The 16099-nt window shown below is 73.5% G+C and carries 12 protein-coding genes and 1 tRNA gene; 9 read left to right on the top strand and 4 right to left on the bottom strand.

Annotation, left to right across the window (positions count from 1 at the left end; all coding sequences use genetic code 11):
* Positions 1-46: 46 nt before the first annotated feature.
* The 9 genes from QOL15_RS12795 to QOL15_RS12755 all read left to right on the top strand — a co-directional run bounded on the left by QOL15_RS12795 (position 47) and on the right by QOL15_RS12755 (position 11116).
* Positions 47-1471 carry a glucose-6-phosphate dehydrogenase gene (locus QOL15_RS12795; protein ID WP_071247776.1) on the top strand — a complete coding sequence of 475 codons (1425 nt, stop codon included), beginning with the start codon at positions 47-49 and terminating at the stop codon, positions 1469-1471.
* A gap of 135 nt (positions 1472-1606) precedes the next feature.
* Positions 1607-2392, top strand: coding sequence for a dienelactone hydrolase family protein (locus QOL15_RS12790; protein WP_071247779.1), 786 nt, complete (start codon positions 1607-1609; stop codon positions 2390-2392).
* A 110-nt stretch (positions 2393-2502) separates the two neighbouring features.
* A tRNA-Arg gene (locus tag QOL15_RS12785) sits at positions 2503-2575 on the top strand.
* Positions 2576-2963: 388 nt separating this feature from the next.
* Positions 2964-4325 carry a cytosine permease gene (locus tag QOL15_RS12780; RefSeq protein ID WP_065964255.1) on the top strand — a complete coding sequence of 454 codons (1362 nt, stop codon included), beginning with the start codon at positions 2964-2966 and terminating at the stop codon, positions 4323-4325.
* A gap of 161 nt (positions 4326-4486) precedes the next feature.
* Entirely contained in the window at positions 4487-6043 is a 1557-nt protein-coding gene (locus QOL15_RS12775; RefSeq protein WP_065964257.1) for a hydantoinase/oxoprolinase N-terminal domain-containing protein, read from the top strand.
* Entirely contained in the window at positions 6040-7272 is a 1233-nt protein-coding gene (locus tag QOL15_RS12770; RefSeq protein WP_083394015.1) for a DUF917 domain-containing protein, read from the top strand. Before QOL15_RS12775 ends, QOL15_RS12770 begins: the two co-directional genes overlap by 4 nt.
* Complete coding sequence (locus QOL15_RS12765) at positions 7269-8381, top strand: DUF917 domain-containing protein (RefSeq protein WP_071247782.1); 1113 nt, start codon at positions 7269-7271, stop codon at positions 8379-8381. The genes QOL15_RS12770 and QOL15_RS12765 overlap by 4 nt, the downstream gene beginning before the upstream one ends.
* A gap of 90 nt (positions 8382-8471) precedes the next feature.
* Complete coding sequence (locus QOL15_RS12760; protein ID WP_175473844.1) at positions 8472-9575, top strand: DUF917 domain-containing protein; 1104 nt, start codon at positions 8472-8474, stop codon at positions 9573-9575.
* Complete coding sequence (locus QOL15_RS12755; protein WP_071247785.1) at positions 9572-11116, top strand: CdaR family transcriptional regulator; 1545 nt, start codon at positions 9572-9574, stop codon at positions 11114-11116. Before QOL15_RS12760 ends, QOL15_RS12755 begins: the two co-directional genes overlap by 4 nt.
* 187 nt (positions 11117-11303) lie before the next feature.
* On the opposite strand, the gene QOL15_RS12750 is transcribed toward QOL15_RS12755, so the two are convergent.
* From QOL15_RS12750 to QOL15_RS12735, 4 genes are all read right to left on the bottom strand, one after another.
* A complete protein-coding gene (locus QOL15_RS12750) occupies positions 11304-12398 on the bottom strand; it encodes an alkene reductase (protein ID WP_065964264.1) in 1095 nt (364 codons plus the stop codon).
* A 64-nt stretch (positions 12399-12462) separates the two neighbouring features.
* Positions 12463-12675: a hypothetical protein gene (locus QOL15_RS12745; protein ID WP_171898821.1), complete on the bottom strand. Its 213-nt coding sequence runs from the start codon at positions 12673-12675 to the stop codon at positions 12463-12465.
* An 82-nt stretch (positions 12676-12757) separates the two neighbouring features.
* Positions 12758-13204, bottom strand: coding sequence for a MarR family winged helix-turn-helix transcriptional regulator (locus QOL15_RS12740; RefSeq protein ID WP_071247788.1), 447 nt, complete (start codon positions 13202-13204; stop codon positions 12758-12760).
* Between the two features lie 179 nt (positions 13205-13383).
* Positions 13384-16080 (bottom strand): MMPL family transporter, encoded by a 2697-nt coding sequence (locus tag QOL15_RS12735; RefSeq protein WP_071247789.1) that lies wholly within the window; start codon positions 16078-16080, stop codon positions 13384-13386.
* Positions 16081-16099: the final 19 nt, after the last annotated feature.

Genomic DNA, 16099 nt, shown 5'->3' with positions numbered 1-16099 from the left:
GACGCAGCCCGGCCACGCGCCGGAACGCGTGAGTACGTTCTGGGGCATGTCGAGCCTCCAGACCAGCCTGCTCATCCTCGGAGCCAGCGGCGACCTGTCCAAGCGCCTGCTGTTGCCGGGCCTCGCCACCCTGCTGGAGGTGAAGGAGGACTGGGACGTCCAGCTCGTCGGGGCCGGTGTCGAGGACCTCTCCGACGCCGACTGGAAGGCGCAGGTGCGGACCTCCTTCGAGAACGCGCAGGCGTCGAAGAACGAGGAGGACGAGGGCGCCCACGACGGCGGGGAGCGGCTGAGCGCGCGCCTCCGGGCGGTCGTCGACGCGTCGACCTACCGCAAGGCCGACGTCACCGACGCCGACGACCTGGAGGCGCTGCTCGCCGCGTGCCACCACGACCCCGCGATCTACTTCGCGCTCCCGCCCGCGGTCACCGAGAAGAGCTGCGCCGTGCTCAAGGACCTCGACCTGCCCGCCGGCACCCGGCTCGCGCTCGAGAAGCCCTTCGGCACCGACGCCCGCAGCGCCGAACAGCTCAACGACCTGCTGCACTCGTTCCTGCCGGAGGAGCGCATCCACCGCGTCGACCACTTCCTCGGCCGGTCGACCGTGCTGAACCTGCTCGGGCTGCGGTTCGCGAACCGCATCATCGAGCCGCTGCTGTCGTCGCAGCACGTCGCCCGCGTCGACATCGTGTACGACGAGACCCTCGGGCTCGAGGGCCGCGCGCGGTACTACGACAAGGCCGGCGCGCTCGTGGACATGATCCAGAGCCACCTGCTGCAGGTGATGGCCGTCGTCGCGATGGAGGCCCCCGCGTCCATCGACGCCGACGACCTCCGCACCCAGAAGGAGCTCGTGCTGCGGGCCGTGCGGCCGTGGGGCGGCGACGTGGTCGCGGCGGGCAAGCGCGCCCGGTACACGGCGGGCACGATCGGCGACCGGTCGCTCCCGGCCTACGTCGACGAGGACGGTGTCGACCCCTCGCTCGGCACCGAGACCCTCGCGCAGCTCACCGTCGAGGTGGCGAACTGGCGCTGGGCCGGCGTGCCGTTCACCCTGCGGTCGGGCAAGGCGCTCGCGAAGCAGCGCCGCGAGATCGTCGTGACGTTCAAGGACTCCCCGCACGTGCCGAACGGGCTGACCGGGCCCGAGCGCCCCGACAAGCTGCGCATCTGGATCGCCCCCGACGAGATGCAGCTCGAGCTCAACGTGAACGGCCCCGGCGACCCGTACACGATCGACCACACCTCGCTGTCGACGACGTTCAACCCGGGGCGGTTGAGCGCCTACGGCGAGGTCCTGGCCGGTGTGCTCGAGGGCGACGCGACCCTGTCGGTGCGCGGGGACAGCGCGGTGCAGGGGTGGAAGGTCGTCGAGCCGTTCCTGCAGGCGTGGCGCTCCGGCGAGACGCCGCTCGACGACTACGCGGCCGGGTCCGAGGGGCCGGAGGGCTGGGACAACGTCGACTGCTGACGCGGTCGGGCGGGAGGCGCGTGGCGGGCTGGTGACGCGCCTCCCGTCGTGCGCGCGGTCGGACGGGAGGCGCGGTGCGGGCCCGCCACGCGCCTCCCGACCCGTTCCTGGTCGCGCGGCGTAACGTCGCGCACCGTGAAGACCACCGACGACGTCCTGTCCACCGTCCCCGCTCCCGCCGGCTCCGACGTCCGCGTCGAGCCCGTCCGTCACGACCACGACGGCACCGCGCTCCTCAGTGTCCTGGCGAAGGACCACGCCGTGTCCGGGCCGCGTCCCGGCGTCCTCGTCGTGCACGACTGGCACGGCGTCAACGAGCACGTCGAGGCCCGCGTCACGATGCTCGCCCGGCTCGGCTACGTCGCGTTCGGCGCCGACGTCTACGGCGAGGGCGTCCGTCCCGGCGACGACACCGCGTCCGAGGTCGCCGGCTCGTTCTACCAGGACCTGCCGCTGTTCCGCGCCCGGCTCACGGCGGGGTTCGACCGGCTGCGCGAGGACCCCGACGTCGACCACTCCCGCATCGTCGTGATGGGGTACTGCTTCGGCGGCTCCGGGGCCCTCGAGCTCGCCCGGACCGGTGCCGACCTGGTCGGTGCGGTGTCGTTCCACGGCGGCCTCATCGCGCACGACCCGTCGGACGCGTCGGCGATCCGCGCGAAGCTGCTCGTGCTGACCGGCGGTTCGGACCCGGTGGTCCCGGACAGCGCGGTCACCGCGTGGCAGGACGAGATGCGCGGCGCCCCCGAGGTCGACTGGCAGGTCGTCACCTACGCGGGCGCGATGCACGCGTTCGCCGTGCCGGGCACGGACGCGCCGGACCACGGTGCGCAGTACCAGGAGCGCGCGGACCGTCGGTCGTGGCAGGCGCTGCAGGTGTTCCTCGCCGAGGTCTTCGACGAGGAGCCGACCGTCGCCTGACCCGCGCGACACGCCGAGGGGCTGCCCCGGAGGAGCTCGATTCGCGTCCGCGCCGGACCTGTTGTAGAGTCTTCCACGGCCGCAAGGCCAGTTCGGCTGGAAAGCCGGATGCGCTCGTAGCTCAATGGATAGAGCATCTGACTACGGATCAGAAGGTTGGGGGTTCGAGTCCCTTCGAGCGCACATCACTGAAGGCCCCGTCGCACTGCGGCGGGGCCTTCGTCGTTCCCGGGCGCGCCCGTGCTCGCCCCGCGCTCCCGTCCTGTCCCCAGCCTCCCGGCCCGCCCCCGCCCCCCGCCCCCCGCCCCGCGGATGGAGCAGGAAACGTCGGGCGGCGGACCTCGACCCGACGTTTCCTGCTCCATCCGCGGACGGCAGGGCGCCCGGCGGGGCGCTCGGCGGGGCAGGCGGGTGCCGGCGGGTGCCGACGAGTGCCGGCGGCGGCTGTGCACAGTGCACCGATTCACGTTCCCGTAACGACGGAGTGCACGTGTCGCCGGTCGCCGGGCGCTCACTACGGTTGCTCCAACCCGGCCGCCCCGGCCGGCACCCCTTCCCCCAGGAGCACCCGATGGCCAGTGCAGCGTCAGCACCACCAGCCCCGTCCGTCGTCGTCGACGACCACTCCCTGTCCCGCGTCCCGATGTCCGCCCGCTACGGGTGGTTCCAGGTGGCGGTGCAGCGCTTCGGGCAGATCTCCGCCCTGTCCCAGTTCCTGCTCGGCGCGACGCTCGGCTTCGGGATGGGCTTCTGGGAGGCGTTCTGGGCGATCACGCTCGGAGCCGTGATCCTCGAGGTCGTGTCCGTGTTCGTGGGCGTGATCGGCATGCGCGAGGGGCTGAACACCTCGGTCATCGCGCGGTGGACCGGGTTCGGCAAGGCCGGGTCGGCGCTCGTCGGGCTCGCGATCGGGCTGAGCCTGATCGGCTGGTTCGGCATCCAGTCCGGCGTCTCGGCAGCTGGCCTCGTCGCGATCCTGCCGGTCCTGCCCGCGTGGGCGTGGTCGCTCGTGTTCGGGCTGCTCGTCACCGCCATCGTGCTGCGCGGCTTCCACTCGATGCAGTGGCTCGCGAACGTCACCGTGCCGCTGTTCCTGGTGCTGGTCGGGTGGGCGGTCGTCGTCGAGCTGAGCAAGCACTCGCTCGCCGAGCTCGCCGCGAAGGCCCCGGCCGGTCCCGAGCTGAGCTTCGTCGCCGGCACCACGCTCGTCGCGGGCGGCTTCATCGTCGGCGCCGTCATCACGCCCGACATGACGCGCTTCAACCGCTCGGTCGGCGACGTCGTCAAGCAGACCGCGCTCGGTGTCACCCTCGGCGAGTACGTCATCGGCCTCGCTGGCGTCCTGCTCGCCCACGCCGTCGGCTCCTCGGACATCACCCGCGTGATCACGTCGAGCGTCGGCTGGGTCGGCATCCTCGTGATCCTGCTCGGCACCTTCAAGATCAACGACTGGAACATCTACAGCTCGAGCCTCGGCGTCACGAACTTCATCGACGTCGTGTTCGGCAAGAAGGTGAACCGCGGTGTCGTCACGCTCGTGCTCGGTGTCGTCGGGTCGCTGCTCGCGGCCGTCGGGTTCCTCGACGCGTTCACGCCGTTCCTCATCGTGCTCGGCGTCGTCTTCCCGCCGATCGCGGGCATCATGATCGCCGAGTACTTCGTCGTGAAGCGGTGGCGCCCCGAGCTGAGCGCGAGCGAGGGCCTGCCGCCGACGAGTCCGACGTGGGTACCGGCCACCCTGGTCATCTGGGCGGTCGCCGCCGTGGTCGGGTACTTCGTCGCCGTCGGCATCCCGTCGATCAACTCGGTGGTCATCGCCTTCGTGCTGTACGTGGTCGCGGGCAAGGCCGGCTGGGTCCGTGGCCTCGGCGTCAGCCGCACCGAGGCCGCCCCGGTCGCGGCTGCCGTCCCCGCCCCGGCGACCACCGCCTAGACCCGGCGACGGTGCCGCCCGCCCCGCGCCGGCACCGTCGCCCCCGGACCGGCGGTCGGCGTCCCCCCACGTCGACCGCCACCTCCGCCCGACGGCCGCTCGGCGTCCACCAGCGACCCGCACGGCTCCGCACCACCCCGCTCCACCCCGAAGGGAACCCCATGCGCATCGGCATCGACGTCGGCGGCACGAACACGGACGCCGTCCTCATGGACGGCAGCACGGTCGCCGCGGCCGTGAAGCGGTCCACCAGCCAGGACGTCACGTCCGGGATCGTCGCCGCACTGGCCGGGCTCCGCGAGCAGCGGGCGTTCGGGTCCGAGGACATCGACGGCGTGATGATCGGCACGACGCACTTCATCAACGCCCTGATCGAGGCCCGCGGGCTCGCGCCGACCGCCGCCGTGCGCCTCGGGCTCCCGGCGACGGCGTCGCTGCCCCCGTTCACCGACTGGCCCGAGCACCTGGTCACCGCGGTGCAGGGACGGGCGTTCCTGGCGCACGGCGGCCACGAGTTCGACGGCCGGGTGATCTCGGAGCTCGACCCGGACGAGCTGAAGCGCCACGCTGCGGCGATCGGGGCCGCCGGCATCCGTTCGGTCGCGATCTCGTCGGTGTTCTCGCCGATCAACGACACGTTCGAGCAGCGCGCGCAGGAGATCCTGGCCGCGGAGCTCGGACCGGACGTCGCGTTCTCGCTGTCGAGCGAGATCGGCCGCATCGGGCTGCTCGAACGCGAGAACGCCACGATCATCAACGCCGCCCTGCGCGAGCTGGCCGACCGGATCGTCGACGGGCTGTCCGCCTCCGTCGCGTCGAGCGGCATCGACGCGCCCCTGTTCCTCAGCCAGAACGACGGCACCCTCATGGACGTCGAGTACGCCCGCCGGTACCCGGTCGCGACGTTCGCCTCCGGACCGACCAACTCGATGCGCGGCGCCGCGGTGCTGTCCGGGTTCGACACCTGCGCGGTCGTCGACGTCGGCGGCACGACGAGCGACGTCGGCGTCCTGACCGGCGGGTTCCCGCGCGAGGCCACCGGCGAGGTCGCGGTGGCGGGCATCCGCACGAACTTCCGGATGCCCGACGTGCTGTCGATCGGCATCGGCGGCGGCTCCCGCATCCGCGAGGACGGCGCGCTCGTCGGTCCGGACTCGGTCGGCTACCGACTCACCGAGGACGGCCTCGTCTTCGGCGGCACGACGCTCACCGCCACCGACGTCGCCGTCCGCGGTGGCCGCGGCACGATCGGCGACCCGGACCGGGTCGCCGAGGTGCCCGCCGAGGTCGCCGAGCGCGCCCTCGCGGTGATCGCCGAGCGCGTGGCCGACGTCGTCGAGCGCATGCGGACCTCGTCGGCACCGCTGCCGGTGGTCGCGGTCGGGGGTGGCTCGGTGCTGCTGCCGGACACGCTGCCCGGGCTCGGCACCGTGCACCGCCCGGAGCACTACGCCGTCGCCAACGCCATCGGCGCGGCGATCGCGCAGGTCTCCGGCGAGGTCGACAAGGTCTACGCGATCACCGACGGCGGCCGTGCCACGGTGGTCGAGGAGGCGCGGCAGGAGGCGATCGACCGGGCCGTCGCCGCCGGGGCCGACCCGGCGACCGTCGCGATCGTCGACTTCGACGAGGTCCCGATCCCGTACCTGCCCGGCAACGCGACCCGCATCCGCGCGAAGGCCGTCGGCGACCTCGCACTCGGGGCCCTGGTCCGGTGAGCACGACCGCAGCGGGACCCGCGCCGACCCACGGCGCGGCACCGGCACACACCGACGATCAGGCACACACCGACGCGTCGACGCACGCCGGCGGCACGTCGGCACGCGCCGCCACGACAGCCCCCACCGTCCGCCCCCTCACGGTCGTCGACGGCGACTGCGCCGACCTCGCGCGCGGTGCCGCCGTGCTCGGCACCGGTGGCGGCGGCGACCCGTACATCGGCCGGCTCCTCGCCGAGGCCGCCGTCCGCGAGCACGGCCCGGTCACCGTCGTGCAGGTCGAGGACCTGCCGGACGACGCCGTGGTGCTCAACGTCGCGATGATCGGCGCACCGACCGTGATGGTCGAGAAGCTCCCCTCCGGCGCGCAGTTCGCCGAGGCGGTCCGCAGCCTCGCCGCCCACCTCGGCGTGACGCCCACGCACGTGGCCTGCATCGAGGTCGGCGGGGTCAACTCGACCAGCCCGATCGTCGCCGCCGCCGAGCTCGGCCTGCCCCTGGTCGACGGCGACGCGATGGGACGCGCGTTCCCGGAGGTGCAGATGGTCCTGCCGACGCTCGCCGGCGTCAGCGCCACCCCGATGGCGCTCGCCGACGAGAAGGGCAACACCGCCGTGTTCAGCACGGTCGACAACCGGTGGGCGGAACGGCTCGCCCGGACCGCGACCGTCGAGATGGGCTGCTCCGCGATCACCGCGAACTACGCGATGACCGGCGCGCAGGTCAAGGAGTCGTACGTGCGCGGCAGCCTGTCGCTGTGCGTCCGCCTCGGCGAGGCCCTGGTCGCGGCGCGGGCCGCCAACGCGGACCCGGTCGCGGCGGTCGCCGCGACCCTCGGCGGCAGCGTCGTCTTCAGCGGGAAGGTCGCCGACGTGGAACGGAAGACCGTCACCGGCTTCGCGCGCGGGACCGCCCGCATCACGGGTTCCGGCGACGACACCGGACGGGAGGCGGTGCTCCGGTTCCAGAACGAGCACCTGCTGGTCGAGGTGGCCGGCTCGGTGCGCACCACGGCTCCCGACCTCATCGTCACCCTGGACGCCGAGACCGGCGAACCGATCACCACCGAGGGCCTCCGGTTCGGCGCGCGCGTCCGGATCGTCACGGCCCCCGCCGACCCGCGGTGGCACAGCCCGGCCGGCCTCGCGCTCGCCGGCCCGCGGTACTTCGGCTACGACACCCCGGCGGTCCGCCACGACGGCACCGTCAGTGAAGGAGAACAGCCGTGAGCTGGACCATCGACGTCGACGACCTGCCCGACCTCGCCCGCGGTGCCGCACTGCTCGGCACCGGCGGCGGCGGCGACCCGACCATCGGGATGCTCCTCGTCAAGGCCGCCATCGAGCAGCACGGTCCGGTGACGATCCTCGACCCGTCCGAGCTCGACGACGACGCGTTCGTCATCCCCACCGCGCAGATGGGCGCCCCGACGGTCGTGCTCGAACGGATCCCGGCCGGACCCGAGCCGCTCGGTGCCCTCCGCCGGCTCGAGCAGCACCTGGGCTGCACCGCGACGGCGACCATGCCGATCGAGTGCGGCGGCATCAACTCGATGATCCCGCTGCTCGTCGGCGCCACCGGTGGTCTGCCGGTCGTCGACGCCGACGGCATGGGCCGGGCGTTCCCGGAGCTGCAGATGGAGACGTTCTCGGTCTACGGCGTGCCCGGGTCACCGCTCGCGATCAGCGACGAGAACGGCCACGGCGTCGTCATCGACACCGGGCACGACAACCGGCAGATGGAGTGGCTCGCCCGCGGTGTCACGATCCGCCTCGGCGGCGTCGCGTACATCGCCGAGTACGCCATGACCGGACGCCAGGTCCGGGAGACCGCGGTCCCGCGCACGCTCTCGCTCGCGCTGTCCGTCGGCCGCGCCGTCCGACTCGCCCGCGAGCAGCACCGCGACCCCGTCGAGGGACTCGCCGAGGCGTTCGGGCAGACGATCTACACGCACCTGCGCGAGCTGTTCGACGGCAAGGTCGTCGACGTCGAGCGCCGCACGGTGGACGGCTTCGCGAAGGGCCGCGCCGTCGTGCAGGACGCCGACGGGTCCACGCTCGAGATCGCCTTCCAGAACGAGAACCTCGTCGCCCGACGGGACGGCCGACTCGTCGCGGTGGTGCCCGACCTGATCTGCGTCCTCGACGCCGAGACCGCGGAGCCGATCACCACCGAGCGCCTGCGGTACGGGCAGCGCGTCCGCGTGGTCGGGGTCTCGACGCCCGACCTGATGCGCACGCCCGAGGCGCTCGCGGTGTTCGGTCCGTCCTGCTTCGGCCTCGAGGACGCCTTCGTTCCGGTGGAGGAGCTGCACGGCCAGCTGGCTCCGGCCGGGTGAGCGGCACCGCCGCGTCCGGACCCGGGCGACCAGGGGTGAGCGGCACCGCCGCGTCCGCACCCGGGCGACCACGGGGTGAGAGCATGGGGTGTGCACCAGGGTGACCCGCGTGACGGAGCCGTGACGGGCCTCCAGGCCGGCGACGCCGTCGACCTCGGCCGCGGCACCGCGCTGCTCGGCTGCGGGGGCGGCGGCCAGGTCGACCACATGGTGCACGCGCTCCGCGTCGCGCTCGGTGCGGACACGGTCCCCGTCGTCCCGCTCGACGGGCCCGCACACTCGGTGATCGCAGTCGGACTCGTCGGGTCGACGACCGTGCTCGAGGAGAAGACGCCGAGCGGCCGCGAGCTGCCGGACGCCCTCGCCGCCGTCGAACGCTGGACCGGTCGCCGTGCGGACGCCGTCGTCGCCGCGCAGATCGGCGGGGTCACCGGACCCGCCGCCGCCCTGACCGCGCACGCCGCCGGGCTCCCGCTCGTCGACGCCGACCTGGTCGGACGCGCGACGCCGCGCATCGACCAGCTGTCGCTCTTCGTCGACCCGCTGCCCACGGTCACCGCGGCCGCCGTGACGTCCAGCGGGCTCCGCATCGTCGTCGACGCGCCGGACCCGCGCGACCTCGAGACGGTGTGGCGCGAGGCGGTGTCCCACAGCGGCGGGTGGGCCGCGTTCGCGATCGGCCCCGTCGACGCCGAGCTGCTCGCCGGGCGGGCCGTGGACGGCAGCGTGACCCGTGCCGTCCGGACCGGACGAGCCGCGGGCCGGGCGCGGGACGTGGAGCACCTCGCCGCGGTGTCGGGCGGCCGGCTCGTCGCACGCGGACGCGTCCTCGACGTGCAGCGCGGCGGCGACGCGGTCTCGTTCGTGCACGGCTCGATGGCGATCCGCGACGCCGGCACCGGAGCGGTGGTGCGGGTCGAGGCCGGCAGCGAGTGGGTGCACTGCCTGGTCGACGGCGAACCGGTGGCGAGCACACCGAGCTGCATCGTCGTGGTCGACGCCCGGTCCCTCCGCCCGGTGTCGACCGACCGTGCCCGGGTGGGTGACGAGCTCGCCGTGGTCGTGCTGCCGGGCGCCCCGTGGTGGTGGGCGGAACCGCACCGCACCGACCGGGTCGCACCCCGCGCCTTCGGCATCGACGCCGACCCCGTGCCGGAGCCCGGGCAGCGGCCCGCGCGAGGGGGCGTCCGGTGATCCCGGTCGCCGAGTTCCTCCCGCTGCTGCCGTCCGGCACGGCGCTGCTCGTCGGCCCGGCGTCCGGCGCGGTGGCCGCCGTCCGTGGTGTGGTCGGCCCGCCCGAGCAGGTCGGTCGCACGCTCACCCCGGCCGACGACGCGGTCGTGCTCCTCACCCCCGTGACCCGGTTCGACGCCCGCTTCGACGTGCTGCTCCGTCGCGCGGCCACCGCCGGGGTGACCGCGCTCGTCGTCGCGGTCACCGACAGCGCGCCCGCGCCCGGACCGGGGACCGCGGCGCTCGCCGACCGGCTCGGCGTCGGCGTCGTGGTGACGCCCGACCCGTGGGCGACCTCGGTCCGGATGCACGAGTTGATCGGGTCGGGCGAGGCCCCGGCCGCCCGGGCCGCGGTTGCCGTGGCGCGCGTCGGCCTCGACGCCGGGCCCGACCTCGAGGAGCTGTTCGGTCGCCTCGAGGCGGAGCTCGGCCACGCCGTCCGCTTCCTCGACGCCTCCGGCCGACCACTGCGCGGCGCCGGGGTGGCCCCGGCGACGGCTGCCCTGCTCGCCCGGACGGTGGGCACGAGCGAGCCGGTGTGGGCGACCGCCGACCCGGACGGCGCGGAGCCCGGCGAGACCGTCGTGGCGGTCCCCGTCCCGACCGGCATCGGCCCGCGTGCCTGGCTGGCCGTCGGGCTCGACGCCCCGCTGGCCGCTGAGCGCACCACGCTCGCGACCGCCCTCCGGGTGGCGGCGGTCGCCGCGGGACACCGCCTCGTGCTCACGCGGCTCGACGACGAGCGCGACGCCCGGTACCGGATGGCGATGCTCGACGACCTCCGCGCGGCCGACGGCGCACCCGCACCGCCCCTCGTGCAGCGGACGATCGCCGCCGGGTGGCAGCTCGACGCCTGGCACGTCGGGGTCCGGCTCATCGCGCGGCAGCCCGTCGACGCGGTGGCCCTCCGGCGCGAGGTCGAGGTCGCGTTCGCGGCGACGGGCCTCGACGTCACGGTGGTCGAGCAGGCCGACGGCTGGGCGCTCTGGCGGTCCTCGACGGAGGAGCCCGACCGGGCCGGGGTCGCCGCGGTCGCCACCGCCGTCCGTACCGCGCAGCGAGCGCTGCGGGGTACGGTCGACACGAACGCGGGCGTCGGCAGCGTGCACGCCGGCGCCGGCGGCCTGGTCCGGACGCTCGGCGAGGCCGGGGACGCTGTCCGCCTGGCCGCCGCGCGCCCCGAGTCGGGGTACTTCGTGCACGTCGACCGGCTCGGTCTGGCGCAGCTGCTGCTCGCGTGGACGCAGACCGACACGTTCCTGCCGGCCGCCGAGCAGCTGCTCGCACCGCTCGAACGCGGCGGGGGAGCGCTCCGGGCGACGCTCGCCGCCTACCTCGACGCCGAGTCCTCGGTCGCCGAGACCGCCGCGGTGCTCGGCGTGCACCGGAACACCGTGGCCGACCGGGTCGCGCGGGTCGAGCGGCTGCTCGGCGTGGACCTCGGCGACCCGGAGACGCGTCTGGCGCTGCACCTGGCCACGCGCGCGCTCGGCGGGGCCTGACCCGCGGGCCGCCCGGGGTGCGGCCCGCGGATGGAGCAGGAAACGTCGGGTGGCCGGGCGCGACCCGACGGTTCCTGCTCCATCCGCGGAGGGCGCGGGTGTCGGCGCCGGGAGCGGGACCGCAGACGGACGGGAGGCGCGGTGCCAGCCGGCACCGCGCCTCCCGTCCGTGGGGTGGTCGCGTCGACTACGCGGCGCGCTCCTGCAGCTCGGCCAGCGTCGGGTAGTCCGTGTAGCCCTCGGCCGTGGCGCCGTAGAAGAGCTCGGGGCGCGGCTCGTTGAGCTCCGCGTCCTGCTCCCAGCGCTCGGCGAGGTCCGGGTTGGCGATCGCCGCGCGGCCCACGGCGACGGCGTCCGCGAGGTCCTGGTCGAGCAGCGTGATCGCCTCGTCGCGGGACGTCATCGACGAGAAGCCCGAGTTCGCGATGAACGGGGCACCGGCGGTCCGGCGGACGTGCTGGACGAGGTCGCTGCCCGGCTCGGCGTGCAGGACGTCCACGAACGCGAGGCCGAGCGGTGCGAGGCCCTCGGCGACGGCCGTGTAGGTGGCGCGCACGTCGTCGGCGTCCTCCTCGAGGACACCCTGGATGTTGTGCTCCGGGGACAGGCGGATGCCCACGCGCTCGGCGCCGACGGCCTCGGCGACGGCCGTGGTGACCTCGACCGCGAAGCGTGCGCGGTTCTCGGGCGACCCGCCGTACTCGTCGGTGCGGGTGTTCGACACGGGGGAGAGGAACTCGTGCACGAGGTACCCGTTCGCACCGTGCACCTCGACGCCGTCGAGGCCGGCGGCGATCGCGTTGCGGGCGGCGCGGGCGAACTGCTGCACGGCCTCGCGGACCTCGTCGGTGGTCAGCTCGTGCGGGACGGGCATGTCGGCCTTGCTGCCGTCGGCGAGGTGGGTCTGGCCGGGCGCGGCGACCGCGGACGGGCCGACGATGCGCGGGGTGCCGGAGATGTCGGTGTGCGAGACGCGGCCACCGTGCATGAGCTGCATGACGATGGTGCCGCCCCGCTCGTGCACGGCGTCGGCGACGCGGCGCCAGCCGGCGACCTGCTCGTCGGTCTCGATGCCGGGCTGGCCGGGGTACGAGCGACCCTCCTGCACGGGCCAGGTGCCCTCGGTGATGATCATGCCGAGGCCGGCGCGCTGCGCGTAGTGCTCGACGAGGAGGTCGTTCGGGACGCCCTGGGCTCCGGCGCGGGTCCGGGTGAGCGGGGCCATCACGATGCGGTTGTTCAGGTGGAGTGCGCCGAGGTCGGCGGGTTCGAAGAGCTTCACGGAACCGTTGAACCACGTGTTGCCCCGAGCAATTCCGCGTCCGGCGGACACGTTCGGCGGATGCTCAGCGGACGGGGCACACCAGGGTGCTCGACCGGACCTGGCCCTCGGGGCGGATCACGGTGTGCTGCGAGAGCGGCTGGTGGCAGATCGGGCAGGGCCGGTCGACCGTGCGGTCGTCGATGCCCTCGTCGCGCCCGGCGCCGATCTGCGAGGGGCCCATCTTCTCGATGAGCGTGCGGTTCCAGCGGTCGTACCAGCTGCCGAAGCGACCCACGGTCCGTCCTTTCGTTCGTACACCAATCATTGTGGCACGAAGTGTTCCGCGCGTCGAGGGCTCCGCACTGACGGCCGACCCGTCAGTCGAGCGCGTCGACCCGCCCGAGCAGCTCGGTGAGGTCGTCCTTCAGGCGTTCGAGGCGTGCGAGCGGCCACCCGAGCCGGTCGGCGACGGCGAGCGGCACGTCCCGGGCGCGGGCGCGGAGCGCGCGGCCCGCGGTGGTCAGGGACACCTCGAGCTGCCGTTCGTCGGCGGTGCTGCGGGCACGGCGGACGTAGCCGGAGGCCTCGAGGCGCTTGAGCAGCGGACTGAGGGTGGCCGAGTCGAGGCGGAGCTCGCGGGCGATCTCGCGCACGGACCGGGGGTCGTGCTCCCAGAGCGCGAGCATGACGAGGTACTGCGGGTGCGTCAGGCCGAGCGGGTCGAGCAGGTCGCGGTACAGGCCGATCACGCTCCGGCTCGTCGCGGCCAGGGCGAAGCAGAGCTGCCGGTCGAGGGCGAGGGGGTCGACGTCGGTCGCGGTCATGTCGTCAGGGTACTTCGTGGGCGAACGATCCGTCGAGGGGAGCCGGGTCGCGTGGGTGGCGCACGCACGGGAGGCCCGGTGCCGGTCTCGTGGACCGGCTCCGGGCCTCCAGGGTGGTCGCGTCGGGACGCGAGCGGCGGTCGCGACCGCTCGTCGCGTCGGGACGCGACCGGCCGTGCCTAGGCGCGGTGCGTCGGGGTGTGCCCCTCGTGCGGGCCCGCGTCGGGTGCCACGTCCGCGGCGTGCGACCCGTGGTGGCCCTCCGCGTGCGTCCCGCCGCCGTCCGGAGCGACCGGTGCGGCGTGTGCACCGTGGCGCGGGCCGTGCTGGTCGTCCGTGCCGTGCTGGGCGCCGCTGCCGTCGCCCGGGTGCGACCGCTCGAGCTTCGCGCCCTCGACGTCGACGTCCGGCAGGATCCGGTCGAGCCACTTCGGGATCCACCAGGCGCTCTTCCCGAGCAGGTGCATGACCGCGGGGATGAGCAGCATCCGGACCACGAAGGCGTCGATGAGGACACCGAACGCGAGCCCGAAGCCGATCGGCTTGATGGTCGAGGAGTCCGAGAAGATGAAGCCCGCGAACACCGAGATCATGATGATCGCGGCCGCCGTGACCACCGCGCGTCCGGCGTGCAGACCGCGCTGGACCGCCACCTTCGCCGAGGCGCCGTGGGCGTACGCCTCGCGCATGCCCGACACCAGGAACAGCTGGTAGTCCATCGCCAGACCGAACAGGATGCCGATCTCGATGATGGGCAGGAAGCTCAGGATCGGCGCGGGGTCGTGCACCCCGAACACCGAGCCGAGCCAGCCGAACTGGTAGATCGCGGTCAGACCACCGAACGACGCGAGCACCGACAGGATGAAGCCGGCCGTCGCGGTGATCGGGACGAGGAACGACCGGAACACCAGGATGAGGATGAGCAGCGACAGGCCGACCACCACCACGAGGTAGAGCGGCAGCACGTTCGCGAGCTTCTCGGACACGTCGATGTTCGCCGACGCGTTGCCCGCGACGCCGAGCGTGACCCGGCCGTCGTCGGTCCGGACGGTCTGCTGGCGGAGGTCCTTCACGAGGTCCTCGGTCGAGACGCTGTCGGGGCCGCCGGACGGCTTCACCTGGAAGGCGATGATGTCGCGGGCCTTCGAGGCGCCGATCGGCAGGACCGCCTCGACGTCGTCGTTCTTCGCGAGCGCCTGGCCGATCGTGACCTCGGTCGCGGTGACGTCGTCCTTGCTGATCGCCTTCGGCAGGTCGGCGACGACGAGCAGCGGACCGTTCTGGCCGGCGCCGAACTCGTCGTCGAGCGCCTTGTAGGCCTTGTACTGGCTGGACTCGACCGACTCGGACGCACCGGTCGGCAGGCCGAGGCGCATCTGCGTCGCGGGCAGCGCGATCGTGCCGAGCACGGCGACGCCGGCGACGAGCGTGACGACCGCGCGCCAGGTCGACATCGGCTTGTTCGGCACCCGGATCGCACCCGTGCTGCCGATCTGGTCGCGCTCCTTCCGCCGGAGGATCCGCATGCCGATGAGCGACAGCAGCGCCGGGGTGAAGGACGTGGCGATGAGGATCGCGAACAGGACCGCGACCGCGCCGACCGTGCCCATCAGACCGAGGAACGGGATGCCCGTGATGTTCAGCGCGAGCAGGGCGACGATGACGGTCGTGCCGGCGAACACCACGGCGTTGCCGGAGGTGCCGTTCGCCAGGCCGATGGACTCGTGCACGCCCATGCCGGTCTTCAGCTGCGTGCGGTGCCGGTTGAGGATGAAGAGCGAGTAGTCGATGCCGACCGCCAGGCCCAGCATCACCCCCAGGACCGGCGTGACCGAGATGAACTCGACCAGGCTCGAGAACGACAGCGAGGCGAGGGTCGCGACGCCGACGCCGAGCACCGCGGAGACGAGCGGGATCGCCGCGCCGATCACGGTGCGGAGCATGAGCAGGAGCACGAGCGCCGCGATGACGACGCCGATGATCTCGCCCGGACCGAGGATGGACGGCACGCCCTGCGCGATGTCGTTCGAGACGTACACCGCGACGCCGTCGATCTTCGCGTCGTCGGCACGGTCGGAGATCGCCTGCTTGGTCGCCTGGGGGACCTCGTAGGTCGACGTCGTGAACTGCACGGTGCCGATCGCGGCCGAGTCGTTCGACGACACGAACCGGATGCCCTTCGACAGGTCGAGCAGGTCGGACCCCTGCTCGAGCTGCTGCTCGCTGGCGTCGAGCTTCTGCTCGGCGGCCTGGATCTGCTGCTCACCCGAGGTGATCTGCTGCTGCTGCGCGTCGATCTGGGCCTGCGCCTGCTCGAGCTGCGCCTGGGCCGCTGCGCCCGCCGCACTGCCGGCCGCCGCGGCGGCACCGGCGGACTGCGCCTGTGCCTTCTGCTGGTCGAGCTGCTGCTGCGCCTGCTGCAGCTGCTGCTTGCCCGCGTCGAGCTGCGCCGTCTGCTGCGTGATCTGCGCCCGGCCGTCGGTGATCTGCTGCCGGCCGTCGGTGATCTTCTGGCGCTGCTCGTCGAGCTGCTGCTGGACCGTGAACCCGTCGCGCACCCCCTTGACGCCGTCGAGGTCCTCGAGTCCCTTCAGGAAGGACCCGACGTCCGCCTTCTGCTCGTCCGTGAAGGCCTTGCCGTCGGTCGTCTCGAACACGAGCGTGCCGTTGCCGCCGTTCGCCGACGGGAACTTGTCGGCGAGCTGGTCCTGGACCTGGCTCGTCTTGGTGTTCGGGATCGTGATCGACGACGAGATCGTGCCGGCGAACAGGCTGTAGGTGAGTCCCGCGATGCCCATGAGGACGATCCAGGTGATGATCACCAGCCAGTGGCGTCGTGCGGCGAACCGTCCGAGACGGTAGAGGAGACCGGCCATGCGGTTGCCCCGTTCCTTT

Origin of the sequence: Curtobacterium sp. MCBA15_012, assembly GCF_001864935.2 — a bacterium.
GTDB lineage: Bacteria > Actinomycetota > Actinomycetes > Actinomycetales > Microbacteriaceae > Curtobacterium.
This window is presented reverse-complemented; position numbering and strand designations above follow the sequence as displayed.

What these genes read in the sequence shown, in the direction of transcription:
- QOL15_RS12795 (WP_071247776.1), top strand. Translation starts at nt 47, where the DNA reads ATGTCGAGCCTCCAGACCAGCCTGCTCATCCTCGGAGCCAGCGGCGAC.
- QOL15_RS12780 (WP_065964255.1), top strand. Translation starts at nt 2,964, where the DNA reads ATGGCCAGTGCAGCGTCAGCACCACCAGCCCCGTCCGTCGTCGTCGAC.
- QOL15_RS12775 (WP_065964257.1), top strand. Translation starts at nt 4,487, where the DNA reads ATGCGCATCGGCATCGACGTCGGCGGCACGAACACGGACGCCGTCCTC.
- QOL15_RS12740 (WP_071247788.1), bottom strand. Translation starts at nt 13,204, where the DNA reads ATGACCGCGACCGACGTCGACCCCCTCGCCCTCGACCGGCAGCTCTGC.
- QOL15_RS12735 (WP_071247789.1), bottom strand. Translation starts at nt 16,080, where the DNA reads ATGGCCGGTCTCCTCTACCGTCTCGGACGGTTCGCCGCACGACGCCAC.